Origin of the sequence: Microbacterium dauci (assembly GCF_030065535.1) — a bacterium.
GTDB lineage: Bacteria > Actinomycetota > Actinomycetes > Actinomycetales > Microbacteriaceae > Microbacterium > Microbacterium dauci.
The window spans coordinates 99,001-113,151 of record NZ_JASJND010000005.1 but is presented as its reverse complement, the minus strand read 5'-3'; the positions used below and the strand labels follow the sequence as shown (position 1 = coordinate 113,151).

Annotated in this window: 15 protein-coding genes; 7 read left to right on the top strand and 8 right to left on the bottom strand. The window is 69.5% G+C overall.

Annotated elements, in window-relative coordinates:
• Positions 1 to 42: 42 nt before the first annotated feature.
• The gene (gene rlmN / locus QNI14_RS07750; protein WP_430539257.1) at positions 43 to 1,302 is read right to left on the bottom strand and encodes a dual-specificity RNA methyltransferase RlmN; all 1,260 of its coding nucleotides are present in this window, start codon (positions 1,300 to 1,302) and stop codon (positions 43 to 45) included.
• 81 nt (positions 1,303 to 1,383) lie between these two features.
• Here rlmN and QNI14_RS07745 point away from each other — a divergent pair, with 81 nt between their 5' ends.
• The 5 genes from QNI14_RS07745 to QNI14_RS07725 all read left to right on the top strand — a co-directional run bounded on the left by QNI14_RS07745 (position 1,384) and on the right by QNI14_RS07725 (position 7,295).
• A complete protein-coding gene (locus QNI14_RS07745; RefSeq protein ID WP_283715955.1) occupies positions 1,384 to 2,289 on the top strand; it encodes a PRD domain-containing protein in 906 nt (301 codons plus the stop codon).
• Between the two features lie 186 nt (positions 2,290 to 2,475).
• Positions 2,476 to 4,332, top strand: a complete 1,857-nt coding sequence (locus QNI14_RS07740; RefSeq protein WP_283715954.1) for a beta-glucoside-specific PTS transporter subunit IIABC — start codon at positions 2,476 to 2,478, stop codon at positions 4,330 to 4,332.
• Positions 4,333 to 4,424: 92 nt separating this feature from the next.
• A complete protein-coding gene (locus QNI14_RS07735; RefSeq protein ID WP_283715953.1) occupies positions 4,425 to 5,843 on the top strand; it encodes a glycoside hydrolase family 1 protein in 1,419 nt (472 codons plus the stop codon).
• 72 nt (positions 5,844 to 5,915) lie between these two features.
• A complete protein-coding gene (locus tag QNI14_RS07730; protein ID WP_283715952.1) occupies positions 5,916 to 6,386 on the top strand; it encodes a GNAT family N-acetyltransferase in 471 nt (156 codons plus the stop codon).
• A 60-nt stretch (positions 6,387 to 6,446) separates the two neighbouring features.
• Entirely contained in the window at positions 6,447 to 7,295 is an 849-nt protein-coding gene (locus QNI14_RS07725; protein WP_283715951.1) for a Cof-type HAD-IIB family hydrolase, read from the top strand.
• 30 nt (positions 7,296 to 7,325) lie between these two features.
• Here QNI14_RS07725 and QNI14_RS07720 read toward each other — a convergent pair whose 3' ends face one another.
• From QNI14_RS07720 to QNI14_RS07700, 5 genes are all read right to left on the bottom strand, one after another.
• Entirely contained in the window at positions 7,326 to 7,517 is a 192-nt protein-coding gene (locus QNI14_RS07720) for a hypothetical protein (protein ID WP_283715950.1), read from the bottom strand.
• Positions 7,518 to 7,567: 50 nt separating this feature from the next.
• Positions 7,568 to 8,311: a sulfite exporter TauE/SafE family protein gene (locus tag QNI14_RS07715; RefSeq protein WP_283715949.1), complete on the bottom strand. Its 744-nt coding sequence runs from the start codon at positions 8,309 to 8,311 to the stop codon at positions 7,568 to 7,570.
• Between the two features lie 63 nt (positions 8,312 to 8,374).
• On the bottom strand, positions 8,375 to 9,217 hold the full coding sequence (locus QNI14_RS07710; protein ID WP_283715948.1) for an SDR family oxidoreductase: 843 nt from the start codon (positions 9,215 to 9,217) through the stop codon (positions 8,375 to 8,377).
• A gap of 11 nt (positions 9,218 to 9,228) precedes the next feature.
• On the bottom strand, positions 9,229 to 9,999 hold the full coding sequence (locus QNI14_RS07705; RefSeq protein WP_283715946.1) for an enoyl-CoA hydratase/isomerase family protein: 771 nt from the start codon (positions 9,997 to 9,999) through the stop codon (positions 9,229 to 9,231).
• Positions 10,000 to 10,159: 160 nt separating this feature from the next.
• A complete protein-coding gene (locus tag QNI14_RS07700; RefSeq protein WP_430539256.1) occupies positions 10,160 to 10,960 on the bottom strand; it encodes an SDR family NAD(P)-dependent oxidoreductase in 801 nt (266 codons plus the stop codon).
• On the opposite strand from QNI14_RS07700, the gene QNI14_RS14125 reads away from it, so the two are divergent.
• Both QNI14_RS14125 and QNI14_RS07695 read left to right on the top strand, forming a co-directional pair.
• Positions 10,893 to 11,423 carry a TetR/AcrR family transcriptional regulator C-terminal ligand-binding domain-containing protein gene (locus tag QNI14_RS14125; protein ID WP_430539255.1) on the top strand — a complete coding sequence of 177 codons (531 nt, stop codon included), beginning with the start codon at positions 10,893 to 10,895 and terminating at the stop codon, positions 11,421 to 11,423. The genes QNI14_RS07700 and QNI14_RS14125 overlap by 68 nt on opposite strands.
• A 21-nt stretch (positions 11,424 to 11,444) precedes the next feature.
• Complete coding sequence (locus tag QNI14_RS07695) at positions 11,445 to 11,945, top strand: GNAT family N-acetyltransferase (RefSeq protein WP_283715944.1); 501 nt, start codon at positions 11,445 to 11,447, stop codon at positions 11,943 to 11,945.
• A 5-nt stretch (positions 11,946 to 11,950) separates the two neighbouring features.
• Here QNI14_RS07695 and QNI14_RS07690 read toward each other — a convergent pair whose 3' ends face one another.
• A complete protein-coding gene (locus tag QNI14_RS07690) occupies positions 11,951 to 12,733 on the bottom strand; it encodes an energy-coupling factor transporter transmembrane component T family protein (RefSeq protein ID WP_283715943.1) in 783 nt (260 codons plus the stop codon).
• Positions 12,730 to 14,124 (bottom strand): ABC transporter ATP-binding protein, encoded by a 1,395-nt coding sequence (locus tag QNI14_RS07685; protein WP_430539262.1) that lies wholly within the window; start codon positions 14,122 to 14,124, stop codon positions 12,730 to 12,732. The genes QNI14_RS07690 and QNI14_RS07685 overlap by 4 nt, the downstream gene beginning before the upstream one ends.
• Positions 14,125 to 14,151: the final 27 nt, after the last annotated feature.

The following is a 14,151-nucleotide window of genomic DNA, read 5'->3' as shown; positions in this document are numbered from 1 at the left end:
CGGTGGATGCCTCGCGCGGGTGTCTCGCGGACAGCGAAACCGTCAGACGGATGCCGCGGCTGCGGCCTCGTCCTCTTCGGTGGCCACGAGCTGGCCGCAGGCGCCGTCGATCTCCTTGCCGCGGGTGTCGCGGAGGGTCGTCGGGATGCCGGCCTCGTTGAGGCGCCGGACGAACTCGTTCTGCACGTCGACGTCCGATGCCGTCCACACCGAGCCCGGCGTCGGGTTCAGCGGGATGGGGTTCACGTGCACCCAGCCGCGGCCGCGCTCGTTGAGCTTGGTCGCGAGCAGGTCGGCGCGCCACGCGTGGTCGTTCATGTCCTTGATGAGGGCGTACTCGATCGAGACGCGGCGACCGGTCTTGTCGAAGTACTCGCGCGCGGCATCCAATGCCTCATCGACCTTCCAGCGGGAGTTCACCGGGATGAGTTCGTCGCGCAGGTGGTCGTCGGGGGCGTGCAGCGAGAGCGCGAACGTGACCGGGATGTCCTCATCGCTGAGCTTGCGGATCGCGGGCACGAGCCCGACCGTCGACACCGTGATGCCGCGAGCACTCATGCCGAGGCCGTGGTCCTTGTCAACCATCGTGCGGACGGCCTGCATGACGCGGGCGTAGTTGGCGAGCGGCTCACCCATGCCCATGAAGACGATGTTGGTGACGCGCTCGTCCTTGTGGCCGACCTTGCGCGGGTCGCCGAGGCCGCCATCGGCAATGAGCCGGTTGGCGCGAACGACCTGGTCGACGATCTCGGCCGCCGACATGTTGCGGGTGAGGCCCGCCTGGCCGGTCGCACAGAACGGGCAGTTCATGCCGCAGCCGGCCTGGCTCGACACGCAGAGCGTGATGCGGCCGGTGTAGCGCATGAGCACCGACTCGACGAGGGCGCCGTCGTGCAGCTTCCAGAGGAACTTGATCGTGTCGCCGCCGTCGGTCTCGAGCCGGCGCACCTCGGTCATGAGGTTCGGGAGGAGCCCCGCGACGAGCTCCTCGCGACCGGATGCCGGGAGGTCGGTCATCTTCGCGGCATCCGAGGTGTAGTGCTGGAAGTAGTGCTTCTCGAGCTGGCCGGCGCGGAAGCCGGGGAGCCCCAGCTCCTTGAGCTTCTCGACGCGCTGCTCGCGAGTGAGGTCGACGAGGTGCACGGGCGGCTTGCCGCGCTTGGGGCTCGCGAACTGCAGGAGCGGGCGACCGGTGTCGTCCTTCGCCTGGGTCCACCCTTCGGTCCGCGGGCGCACCTGCTTGGGCTTCGTGGTGCGCACGGCGGACATGCCGTCGGGGCGTTCGGGCGTGGACTCGGTCATACTCCCAGGGTACCGGCGCGCACCTGCGGAACGCCTGGGGTGGCGGGATGACGGATGCCACGCGGCCCTAGAATCGTCGCCATGACGGAGGGGCATCCGCAGCGTCGCGGCACCATTGCGCACAAGGTGCTGAACAACAACGTCGTCATCTCCGTCGACGAGCAGGGACGCGAGCGCGTGCTCATGGGCCGCGGGCTGGGATTCCAGCTGAAGCCGTCCGACACGATCGACGCCAGCAAGGTCGAGAAGACCTTCATCCTCGAGGGCGGCGAAGACGGCGAGCGCGAACGCCGCATGCTCATCGACACGCCGTACCCGGTCATCGAGGCGGTCTCGCGGGCCGTCGATCAGGCGGAGCGGTCGCTCGGTCATCACCTCGGCAGACGGCTCACGATCGCGGTGATCGACCACGTGCAGTTCGTCCTCGAGCGCCTCGACAAGGGCATCCGCATCCCGACCGCGGCGATGCCCGAACTCAGGGTCCTTCACCCGCAGGAGTTCGCGGCCGCGACGAAAATGGCGGCGGCGATCTCGACCGCGCTGGAGCGAGAGCTCCCCGCCGAGGAGGCGGTCTTCCTCACGATGCACCTGCTGAACGCGACGCGCGATGAGCCGAACGGCACCGCCGCGTTGCTGTTCCGCCGCGTGCAGCACGTGGTGCTCACCGTCGAGAACGCCCTGGGTGTGAAGCTCGACGTCGAAAGTCCCGATTACGCCCGGTTCGTGCTGCACATCCAGTTCCTGTTGCAGCGGCTCGTCTCGCGCACGATGCTCCGCAGCGCCGACACGTCGTTCTTCGAGTTCGCCAAGCACAGCTACCCGCGGTCGTTCGAGATCGCGCAGGAGGTCAAGGCGTACGTGCGCGCGGCGACCGAATCGGAGCTCACCGACGAGGAGCTGCTGTACGTGATCGTCCACGTCGAGCGCCTCGCCGGACAGGTCGGCGTACGACCCGGTGGCGACCCCGCCGGCGGCGTGCTAGCCTGACCGACTGCAGGGCGAAGTAGCCCCGCGAGCGCGACGGATTGTTACTGCGGCAGCAGGCAAAACCTGAACTCACACCACCGGAGACGGCGGTGAACGAGTTCAGGTTTTTTTGTTGCCCGGAAACGGCTCCGACGCACTCTCTTCCCGAAAGCGCCGCATCGAAGCGGTGAGAAAGAGCGTGTCCCGATGGACTACTCGAAGACCGCAGCAGGCGTCCTCCAGGGCGTCGGCGGCGAGGAAAACGTCCGCTCCCTGGTGCATTGCGCGACGCGTCTGCGCTTCGTGCTGAAGGACGAGGCCAAGGCCGACTCGGCAGCCGTCAAGGCCGTCCCGGGCGTCGTGACCGTCGCCCAGGCGGGCGGCCAGTACCAGGTCGTCATCGGCAACGACGTGCCCGACGTGTTCGCCGAGATCGGCAAGATCTCGAACTTCGGTGGCAGCGCCGACGGCGCCGCGGACGACGCCCCCAAGGGCAACCTCTTCAACCGTTTCATTTCGATGATCTCGTCGATCTTCACCCCCGTGCTGTGGGCACTCGCCGGCACCGGCCTGCTGAAGGCGTTCCTCGCCGCAGCGGTGACCTTCGGCTGGATCGCAACCGACAACTCCACCTACGCGGTGTTGAACGCACTGTCCGACGCGTTCATCAACTTCCTGCCGATCGCCCTGTCGATCACGGCCGCGCGCTACTTCAAGGCGAACGAGTGGACCTCGCTCGCCATCGCCGGCGCGCTCGTCTACCCGACGATGGCGGGCCTCGTCGGCCAGCCCGACCTCACCTTCTTCGGCATCCCGTTCACGATGGTCAGCTACGTCTCGAGCGTCATCCCGATCATCGTCGTCGTCTGGCTGCAGAGCCACGCCGAGAAGTTCCTCTACGCGAAGCTTCCCGGCGCCGTCCGCCGCTTCGTCACCCCGATGCTCGTCGTCCTCGTCGCGGTTCCGCTCGTCTTCGTCGTCATCGGGCCGATCTCCGACCTCCTCGGCGGCGCGCTCGGCAACGGCATCGGCTGGGTCTTCGAGAACGCACCGTGGGCCGGTGGCGCCATCATGGGTGGCTTCTGGCAGGTCTTCGTGATCTTCGGTCTGCACTGGGGCCTTGTCCCGCTGTTTACGCTCGAGTTCCAGACGACGGGGCAGATCTCGCTCGTCGGTCCGGTCTTCGCCGCCGTCCTCGCGCAGGCCGCCGCCGTCGCCGGTGTGTGGGTGCGTGCCCGCAACAAGAACCTGAAGTCGCTTGCCGCGCCCGCGACGCTGTCGGGCTTCCTCGCCGGCATCACCGAGCCCGCCATCTACGGCATCAACCTGCCGCTGAAGCGCCCCTTCGCGTTCGGCATCGTCGGCGGTGTCATCGGTGGCGCGATCATCGCCCTCGGCGGCGTGTTCTCTACCGCGTTCGTGGTGCCCTCGGGCCTCGCGCTGCCCGCGCTCCTCGGCAACGGCAACATGCTGATGCTCGCCCTCGGCCTCGCGGTCGCGATCGCCGTGCCGTTCCTGCTGACGGTCATCATCGGGTTCGTGGAGCCGACGGAGGATGCCGCACCGGCACCTGCCGCCGCTGCCACCGACCTCGTCGTGTACAGCCCCCTCGACGGCACCGTCGTCGCACTCTCCGAGACCCCGGACGCCGCGTTCGCCGCGGGCGCGCTCGGTGACGGCGTCGCGATCCAGCCCCGCAGCGGCGCGCTCTACGCGCCGTTCGACGCGACGATCGCCGCCGCGTTCCCGACCGGTCACGCGATCGGCCTGCGGCACGCCGACGGCGCCGAGGTGCTGATCCACATCGGCATCGACACCGTCAAGCTCGGCGGCACGCACTTCGACGTGAAGGTCACCACCGGCCAGGAGGTCAAGGCGGGCGACCTGCTCGTCGAGTTCGACGCCGACGCGATCGCCGCGGCCGGGTACGACCTGACGACGCCGATCGTCGTGACCAACGGCGAGCTCTACCCGGCGCTGGCCGACGTCCAGACCGGACCGGTCGCGCACGGCGAGCCGCTGTTCACCGCGGTCTCGATCGAGTCCGCACCGGTCTCGGCCTGATCCGACCGGATGCCGGGTCTCGTCGCACCCGAAGCGGCGAGACCCGGCATCCATTCCTCTCCTCGACGAACACACACGACAAGAAAGCGACCATGAGCACCATCTCGTTCCCCGACGGCTTCCTCTGGGGCGGCGCGACCGCCGCCAACCAGCTCGAGGGCGCATACCTCGAAGACGGCAAGGGCCTCTCGATCCAGGACGTCATGCCGCAGGGCATCATGACCCCGCGCAGCGAGGGCCCCACCGACGACAACCTGAAGCAGATCGGCATCGACTTCTACCACCGCTACGCCGAGGACATCGCGCTCTTCGCCGAGATGGGCTTCAAAGTCTTCCGGTTCTCGATCGCGTGGAGCCGCATCTTCCCGAAGGGCGACGAGACCGAGCCGAACGAGGCCGGCCTCGCGTTCTACGACCGCGTGCTCGACGAGCTCGAGAAGCACGGCATCGAGCCGCTCGTCACCATCTCGCACTACGAGACCCCGCTGCACCTCGCCGAGACGTACGACGGCTGGGTGAACCGTGACCTCATCGGGTTCTACGAGCGCTACGTCCGCGTGCTGTTCAGCCGCTACGGCGCCCGCGTGAAGTACTGGCTGACCTTCAACGAGATCAACTCGGTCGTGCACGCGCCGTTCATGTCGGGCGGCATCAACACGCCCAAGGAGCAGCTCTCCAAAACCGACCTGTACCAGGCGGTGCACCACGAGCTCGTGGCATCCGCCCTGGCGACGAAGGTCGCGCGCGAGCTCGCCCCGAACGCGCAGATCGGTTGCATGGTGCTGTCGATGCCCGTGTACCCGCTGACCCCGAACCCCGACGACGTGTTCGCGGCGCTCACGACCGAGCGCGTGAACCTCGCGTTCGGCGACATCCACGTGCGCGGCGAGTACCCCGGGTACTACCTCCGCAGCCTGCGCGAGATGGGCGTCGAGCTGCAGATCAGCGACGACGACAAGGCGCTGCTCAAGGAGCACACCGTCGACTTCGTGTCGTTCAGCTACTACTCCTCGATCTGCGAGACGGTCGACCCCGAGCAGCGCGTCATGGGCGAGGGCAACCTCTTCGGCGGCGTCAAGAACCCGACCCTCAAGGAGTCGGAGTGGGGCTGGCAGATCGACCCGGTCGGCCTCCGCCTCGTGCTGAACCAGTTCTGGGACCGCTGGCAGAAGCCGCTGTTCATCGTCGAGAACGGGCTGGGCGCCAAGGACCAGCTCATCGAGGTCGACGGTGTGAAGACCGTCGCCGACGACTACCGCATCGCCTACCTGCAGGCGCACCTCGAGGCGGTCGGCGAGGCCGTCGCCGACGGTGTCGACCTCATGGGCTACACGACCTGGGGCTGCATCGACCTCGTCTCGGCGTCGACCGCCCAGCTCAGCAAGCGGTACGGCTTCATCTACGTCGACCGGAACGACGACGGCAGCGGGTCGCTCGATCGCTTCAAGAAGCAGTCGTTCGACTGGTACGCCGAGGTCATCCGCACGAACGGCGCCTCGCTCCAGGCGTGAGCGTCAGTGGGGGCGGGGCGCGCACGCGTCAAGCCCCCACCGCCCCCACTCCCCGCTCGCTACCGTGGCGAGGTGAGCGACATCCAGATCCGCCCCATCCGCACCGACGACGCCGGCGAGGTGCTGACCCTGCAGCGCGCCGCGTTCGTGCAGGAGGCCCTCATCTATGGCGATCCCGACATGCCGCCACTGACCCAGACGCTCGAGGAGCTGACCGCTGAACTGCACGAGAACCTCGGTCGCGTGGCACTCGACGGCACGCGGATCGTCGGCGCCGCGCGAGCGCGCCTCGACGACACCCTGCTGCTCATCGGTCGCATCGCCATCGCACCCGACCAGCAGGGCGCGGGCATCGGATCCCAGCTCCTCGCCGCCGTCGAAGAGTCCGGGCGACAGGCCGGCGCGACCGAAGCCGAACTGTTCACGGGCTCCCTCAGCGAGGCGAACATCCGCCTGTACGAACGCGAGGGCTACCGCGAGACGCAGCGCGTCCCCGGCGACGGCGGCGTCGACCAGGTCTTCCTCCGCAAGCGCCTCGACTGACGGCATCCCTCGGGAGTCGGCGCACACCTCGCGTTCGTCCGCATCCCCGAGAATGGAATCATGACCCGCATCGCCTTCCTCGACGTCGACGGCACGATCCTGGAGCACGGTGACGCGATCGCCCCCTCCACGGTCACGGCCATCCGCACCGCCCGCGAGAACGGTCACCTCGTGTACCTCTGCACGGGCCGTGCCGCCGGCGACATCCACCCGAAGGTGCGGGAGATCGGCTACGACGGCGCGATCACCAACGGCGGCGCCTACGCCGTGCGCGGCGACGAGCTCATCTTCGCCGACCCGATGCCGCGCGAGGACACCGACCGTCTCATCTCGTACTTCGAGGCCGAGGACATCGACTATTTCCTGCAGTCCGACGAGGCCGTGTACGCGAGCCCTGGGGTCGGCGCGATGGTCGACCGGTTCTTCGAGCGCCGTCGACGCCAGCACCTCGAGGACGCCCGCCGCCTCGGGCTCTCGGAGCCCGTCGACCCGAAGCCCGTGATCTCGTATCGCCCGCTGACCGAGGCGAACCTCGACCAGATCGCGAAGACGACGTTCATCAGCAAGCGCTCCGACAGCGTCGATCGTGCGCAGGCCGACCTGGGTGACCGCTTCCACGTCATCCCCGGCAGCATCCCACTCCCGGGCGGTTCGAACGGCGAGATCGGTCTGCGCGGCACCACCAAGGGCTCCGCGATCCTGCGCGTGCTCGAGGTGCTCGGCCTCGACGCCGCCGACGCGATCGGCATCGGCGACAGCTGGAACGACGCCGAGATGTTCGACGTCGTCGGCTCCCCCGTGGCGATGGGCAACGCCGATCCCGCGCTCAAGGAGCGCGCCGGCAACGTCACGACGGACGTCCTCGACGACGGCGTCTGGAACGCCTTCGTGAGGCTCGGCCTCATCTGACGCGAGCGGATGCCGCGGCGCGGCATCCGCTCAGTCCTTCTTCCTCCCGAAGCTCTTGAACCAACCGGCGACGCTGATCGCGTTCTCCACGGTGCCGCCACTGATGTACCCCGCGGCGAGGCCGCTGAACTCACGGAAGCACGACTCGCACAGCGTGCGCGTCGCGGTTCGCTGCCCCTTGCCGCGCAGCCGCGCCCGGCACTGATCGCACCTGTCGTCCATGCCGCGAGCCTCGCACCTGCCAGCGTCGAAGCGCAAGGCGCGGCATCCGCTCAGTGGACGGGGAGCAGCAGGTAGAGCGCGCCGGCAATCGTGAAGGCGATCACGAGGCGGTCGAACAGGCGCTGCGGCACGCGGGACGCGATCGCGCGGCCGCCGAACGCACCGATGACGACGAGCGGCACGAGCACCGCATCGATCAGCAGCCCCTGCGGGGTGATCAGTCCGAGGCCCGCCGAGAACGGGACCTTCGTGATGTTGATGATCGCGAAGAACCACGCGGCGGTGCCGAGGAACGCCTTCACCTCGAAGCGCGACGCGAGGAAGTACATGGACATCACCGGGCCTGCGGCGTTGGCGACCATCGTCGTGAAGCCGCCGAGCGAGCCGTAGGCCGCAGCGGCGACGCGGCCGCTCCGGACGGCGTCGGGCCGTGCCCGCCGACGCCATAGCGTCACCGCGACAACGGCGAGCAGGATCACCCCGATGACGCGGCGCACCCAATCGTCGTCCGCGAACGCCATGAAGGCGACTCCGACCAGCAGCCCGACGATGACGGCGGGCGCGAGACGAATGAGCGAGCGCCAGTCGGCGTGCTGCCGATACATCCAGAGCGCGAACATGTCGCCGACGATGAGGAGCAGCAGGATCGTTCCGGTCGACTGCTTCGCCGGAAGGACAGCAGCGAACGCTGCCGCGGCAACCGTGCCGGCACCCGGCAGCGCCGTCTTCGCGAGCCCGATGATGAGCGCCCCCGCCGCGACCACAATCCAGGCGAGTGCGGTCAGTTCTGGCATGCGGGGAGCTCGGCGATCACTCCATCACGCTATCGCTCGCCGGGCGACACCCGACCCGCTCGCTCAGTCGAGGAAGATGTCGGGGAACAGCTCACTGTCGGGTGTGCCGGGCGTCGCGGCGTAACCGGAGAAGTCGGTGACGCCGGCATCCCGCAGCACGTCCTCGACGATGAGCGTCTGACCGGTGTACTCGCGCGCCGGCTTCGTGATGACCTCGTACGCCGCGTCGGCGTAAACCTCGGGCGTGCGGCTGACCTTCATCATGCGGTCGCCGCCCAGCGCGAACTGCACCGCCGCGGTCGCGATCGTCGTCTGCGGCCACAGCGTGTTCGCGGCGACCCCGTCCTTCGCGAACTCGGCCGCCAAGCCGAGCGTCGCCATCGTCATGCCGTACTTCGCGAGCGTGTAGCCGGTGTGCGCGCCGAGCCACTTCGGCGACAGGTTCAGCGGCGGGGACAGCGAGAGGATGTGCGGGTTCGCGGCATCCTTCAGCATCGGCAGCGCAGCCCGCGACAACAGGAACGTGCCGCGCACATTGACCCCCTGCATGAGGTCGTACTTCTTCGTCGCGAGTTCCAGCGAGCCCGACAGGTCGATGACCGACGCGTTGTTCACGACGACGTCGATACCGCCGAACTCTCCCCGGGTCTGCAGGACGGCGCCGGTGATGTCGTCCTCATTGCGGACGTCGCCGACGATCGGCAGCGCATTCCCGCCAGCCGCGCGGATCTGCTCAGCCGCACTGTGCACCGTGCCCTCGAGCTTCGGATGCGGGCTGTCGGTCTTCGCGATGAGGGCGATGTTCGCGCCGTCGCGTGCTGCGCGCAGCGCGATCGCGAGGCCGATGCCGCGGCTGCCGCCCGACATCAGGATGGTCTTGCCGGCGAGGGGTGCGGTGCCTGTCATGGGTTCCTCCGTCAGTGGCGGGGCGTGCGGGATGCCGCGGCGAACGCGGCCACGCGGGTCTTCGAGTCGTCGGTGTCGAACGCGGCGCCGATCGTACGCGCCTCGTCGGCGAGGTTCTCGGCGAAGCTGCGGTCGGCGCCGGCGCGGATGAGGCGCTTCGCCTGGCCGAACGCGCCGGTTGTACCGTCGAGCCAGCCGCGGGCGATGCCCTCGGCGGCGCTCTTCGGGTCGTCGGCGACCGCTGTCACCAGGCCCCAGTCGAGCGCGGTCTCAGCGTCGATCGTGGTGTCGGTGAGCAGCAGCTGCAGCGCGCGGCGCTGACCGACCGCGGCCGGCAGCAGCGTCGAAACGCCGAGGTCGGGGGTGAGACCGATGTTCGCGTACTTGCTGACGAACTTCGCCGCCGGCGAGGCGACGACGTAGTCCGCCGTGAGCATGAGGCCGATTCCGCCGCCCGCGACGGCGCCCTGCACCGCCGCGACGATCGGGATCGAGGACTCGACGAAGGTGCGGATGCCGTCGTGGATCACGTCCGCCATCGCGGTGATCGCGGAACCGTCCGACCCGGTGGTCGCCATGGCGACGACATCGCCGCCGGCGCAGAAGGCCGGTCCCGCGGCATCCAGCACGATGGCACCGATGGTGTCGTCGGCAGTGAGCTCGTGTGCGAGGTCGCGCCAGCGCGTGCCCATCTCGAAGTCCATCGCGTTCAGCGACGCCGGTCGGTTGAAGGTCAGGCGGGCCAGCGCACCGTCGCGCTGCAGCAGGATCGTGTCGCTCATCGGGTCTCTTTCGGTCTCGGCGCGGATATGTTCCCAGCTCGGCGGCAACAACTCCGGAGATACGGCCGCGTCGAGCCGAGCCGCGTCCGGAAATCCGCGTGTGTCAGCCGCCGCGCGTCGCGAAACTCCGGAGTTACTGCCGCGAAGGCCACAACCCCGCTCACTTCGGTGCCATCCGGATCGCGCCGTCGAGGCGGATCGTCTCGCCGTTGAGGTAGCCGTTCTCGACGATCTGCTGCACGAGCGCGGCGTATTCGTCGGGGCGGCCGAGCCGTGCGGGGTGCGGCACCTGCTGGCCGAGCGAGTCCTGCGCCGCCTGCGGAAGGCCGGCGAGCATCGGGGTCTCCATGATTCCGGGGGCGATGGTGCACACGCGGATGCCGTACCGAGCCAGTTCGCGCGCGGCCGGGAGGGTGAGCGCGTGGACGCCGCCCTTGCTCGACGCGTACGCAGGCTGGCCGATCTGGCCGTCGAACGCTGCGACCGACGCGGTGTTCACGATGACGCCGCGGTCACCCGATGCGGTCGGCTCGGTCGCCGCCATCGCCGCGGCCGCGTGCGCGAGCACGGCGTAGGTGCCGACAAGGTTGATGCGGACGACGCGCTCGAAATCCGCAACCGACCCGGGACTCCCGTCGCGGCCCAGGATCTTCGCCGGCGTCGCGATGCCGGCGCAGTTGACCGCGATGCGGAGCGGTGCGACGGCGGATGCCGCAGCGACGGCGTCCGCGACCTGCGCGGCATCCGTCACATCGGCGGCCGCGAACGTGCCACCAAGCTCGGCCGCCACGTCGGCACCGGGCGACGTCGGGAGGTCGACGATCACGACGTGGGCGCCGGCAGCGGCCAGGCGGCGGGCGGTCGCGAGTCCGAGGCCGCTCGCCCCACCGGTGATGAGCGCGGCTGCGCCGGTGATCTCCACGTCGTTCTCCTTCGAACGGGATTGCGTCTCATTCCACATGCGACTGCGTCTCACGCAGTGGATACGACTCCAGGGTAGTCGCACGCCACCGCTCCGCGCATCGTCCGTGACATCCGCAGGCCGCGACTGCAGGATGGAGCGATGTCGATCCCCGCGACGGACGCCCTCGCCGCTTCGCACGCGCCGTGGGACGCGACATGACCCACCCGATCATGTTCGACGACGCCGACCCGGGCCTCGCGCTCGTCCGCCATCCCGCGACCCCGCCCTCCGCGACGCCGCATTCGAGTCCCTCGGACGTCCACCTGCGGCGGCGATCGCAGCAGTCATCGGTCGCGCGGTCGACCGTGGCGACCTGCCGCCGGGCGCGCCCGTCGAACTCGCCGCGGGGGTCATCCCCGCGGCAGCGTTCCGCAGCGTGATGGCCCGAGGTCGTCCACTCGACGCCGAGTCGATCACCGCCCTCATCGACCGCATCGTCCTGCCGGCCCTCCGCGCCTGACACGCGACGTAGGCTCGTCCGGTGAGCGAGCGGACGAGCATCGAGTCCCGAATCGTCGACGTCGCCTGGGACGACACCCGCGCGGCTTCCCTCCGCGACGAGCTCGATGCCGACCTCGGCTTCCGGTACGAGGGGTTCCACGGCGACGAGCCCGCGGAACGCGCGGCCGCCCGAGCGCGAGCGCTCGCGATGCATCCCGACGAGATCGTCGCCACCCTCCTCGCCGTCCTCGACGACGCACCGGTCGGCCACGTGATCCTCCGCCGTCTCGATGCGGAGTGGGAGATCAAACGGCTCATCGTGACACCCGCAGCACGCGGCCGCGGGGTCGCGCGCGCGCTCATGCGCGCCGCACTCGACCGTGCACGGGGTGGCGGCGCAGCACGAGTCATCCTGCAAACCGGCCTCCCGCAGCCGGAGTCCATCGCGCTCTACGAATCGATGGGATTCACCCGCATTCCGGTGTACGAGCCGTACGCCGAGACGATGCCGCGATCGGTCTGCTTCTCGTACGCGTTCTGACGAGGTCACGACCAGACGAAGCGAAACGTTCCCGCCCACACGGCCACGGCGATCGAGATCGCCATGATGGCGACCGCCCCCGCGACCGCGACCGCATCCCGCGCCGACAGGGTCGATTGTCGAGCCCAGGTGCGGGTGACGGGCGCCCCGAACCCGCGCGCCTCCATCGCCGTCGCCAGCCGCGTGCCTCGACGAACAGCGAAGACCAGCAGCACGAACGCCATCGAGAAGAACCTGCGCACAGCGTTCCGGTCGCCGACGCCGCGGGCCCGGCGCGCGAGTCGCATCGCACGCCAGTCGTCGACGAAGAGCCCGAGGGTGCGCGTTCCTGCGAGCACACCGAGGACGAGGCGCGAGGGCAGTCGGACAATCTGCGCGAGCGCTGCCGCGAGCTCGATGGGGTCGACGCGGCTGAAGAGCAGGATCGTGGGCAGCGCGAGCGCGACGACCCGGACGCCGACGGCGATCGCGAAGGCGACGGACGCGTCGCTGATCGTCGCGTACCAGAACGAGGCGTAGACGCGGCCCGCGGGTTCGGCATAGAGCAGCATGCTGAGCCCGGCGATCGGCGTGAGCACCAGGATCGGCAGCATCCGGCGGAGGACGGTCGAGGCGCTGAGCCCCGTCAGCGGGATGCAGGCGATGAGGAGAGCGACGGCCACGCCCGCGCTCACCGGATCGATCGTCGAGAGCAGCGGAATCGAGAGGAGCAGCGCGAGCAGGATGCGGACGGCCGGATTCACGCCGTCGAGCCACGCGACGCCGACCTCCCTCGTCGCCGCGGTCACGGCGCGACTCCGGCCAACGCCCAGCGTCGACCGCCGAGCAACCGGACGACCTCGTCATCGTGGGTGACGGCGACGACCGAGCGCCCCTCGCCGATCTGCTCCTGCAGCAGCCCCACGATGCCCGCCCACCCGTGCCGGTCCTGCCCGAACGTCGGCTCATCGAGCACGATCACCTGCGGCGATGTCGCGAGCACCGTTGCGACGGAGAGTCGTCGCTTCTGCCCTCCCGACAGCGTGAACGGATTCGCCCGCGCGAGCATCGCGAGGCCGAGCCGCTCGAGCAGGTCATCGACGACGCGCGAAGTCGCGGCATCCGTCATCTTCAACGCCCGAGGGCCAACGGCCAGCTCGTCGCGGACGGTCTGCGTGAGGAACTGGTGCTCGGGATCCTGGAAGACCGTGCCGATCCGCGTGAGCAGCTCTCGGGAAGTCCACCTCGACGGCCGGCTCCCGCGCCGGCCCGCGGGCACCAAGGCCGCCTCCACCGACCCCGCGTACTCAGGGAGGAGCCCAGCGAGGGTGAGCGCGAGGGTCGACTTGCCCGCGCCGTTCGGCCCGGTGAGGACGAATGCCGCGCCGGCGGCGATCTCGAGATCGAGGCCTTCGCGCACGGCGGTGCGCCCGTCCCGCGAGATCGCGAGCTCCCGCGCCCGCAGGGCGCTGTCCGCACCGCTCGGCGCCGCCGGGAGGGCAGGGAGGTCGACGGGTCGCCCCGGCAACCAGACGCCAGCCGCCAGCAGGACATCAGCATGACGCTCGAAGACCTCGGCGGGGGTCCCGTCGGCGAGAAGTCCGCCAGCCGCGTCCAACACGATGACGCGGGTCATCAAGTCGCGCCACACATCGGTGCGATGCTCGATCACAACGAGCGTGGCGCCCGATGACAGCGCAGCCTCGCCGACCGCCTGTCGCACTTCCTCGACGCCTTCGGGATCGAGGTTCGCGGTCGGCTCATCGAGCAACAAGAGCCCCGGTCGCATCGCGAGCACCCCGGCGATGGCGAGCCGCTGCTTCTGCCCGCCCGAGAGTCGAGCCGTCTCGCGTTCGACTGGAACCTCGAGCCCGACCGCATCCAACGCTTCCGCGACCCGCGCCGGGATCTCCGCCGGATCGACGCCGAGGTTCTCGCAGCCGAACGCGACGTCGTCGCCGACCCGGGAGAGCACGACACCGGCATCCGGGTCCTGGAGGACCAAGCCGACCCTGCCGCGGTGGGCGGCGGGGTCCTCTCCGTCGATCAGCAGCGATCCGGATGCCGCACCGTCTTCCTCGCTGCCGAGCAACCCCGCCATCCCCGCGAGGAGGGTCGACTTGCCGGCACCAGATGCGCCGAGCAGCAGCACACGCTCACCGGGTGCGATATCGAGGTCGACATCGCGCACCGCGGGCAGCCGCCGACCGGCATACCGCCAGCCCCA

Coding starts and splice junctions, on each gene's coding strand:
- QNI14_RS07710 (WP_283715948.1), bottom strand. CDS start 9,217: ATGACAGGCACCGCACCCCTCGCCGGCAAGACCATCCTGATGTCGGGC.
- QNI14_RS07715 (WP_283715949.1), bottom strand. CDS start 8,311: ATGCCAGAACTGACCGCACTCGCCTGGATTGTGGTCGCGGCGGGGGCG.
- QNI14_RS14125 (WP_430539255.1), top strand. CDS start 10,893: ATGAGCGCGGCTGCGCCGGTGATCTCCACGTCGTTCTCCTTCGAACGG.
- QNI14_RS07735 (WP_283715953.1), top strand. CDS start 4,425: ATGAGCACCATCTCGTTCCCCGACGGCTTCCTCTGGGGCGGCGCGACC.
- QNI14_RS07745 (WP_283715955.1), top strand. CDS start 1,384: ATGACGGAGGGGCATCCGCAGCGTCGCGGCACCATTGCGCACAAGGTG.
- QNI14_RS07700 (WP_430539256.1), bottom strand. CDS start 10,960: ATGTGGAATGAGACGCAATCCCGTTCGAAGGAGAACGACGTGGAGATC.
- QNI14_RS07740 (WP_283715954.1), top strand. CDS start 2,476: ATGGACTACTCGAAGACCGCAGCAGGCGTCCTCCAGGGCGTCGGCGGC.
- QNI14_RS07725 (WP_283715951.1), top strand. CDS start 6,447: ATGACCCGCATCGCCTTCCTCGACGTCGACGGCACGATCCTGGAGCAC.
- QNI14_RS07705 (WP_283715946.1), bottom strand. CDS start 9,999: ATGAGCGACACGATCCTGCTGCAGCGCGACGGTGCGCTGGCCCGCCTG.
- rlmN (WP_430539257.1), bottom strand. CDS start 1,302: ATGACCGAGTCCACGCCCGAACGCCCCGACGGCATGTCCGCCGTGCGC.
- QNI14_RS07720 (WP_283715950.1), bottom strand. CDS start 7,517: ATGGACGACAGGTGCGATCAGTGCCGGGCGCGGCTGCGCGGCAAGGGG.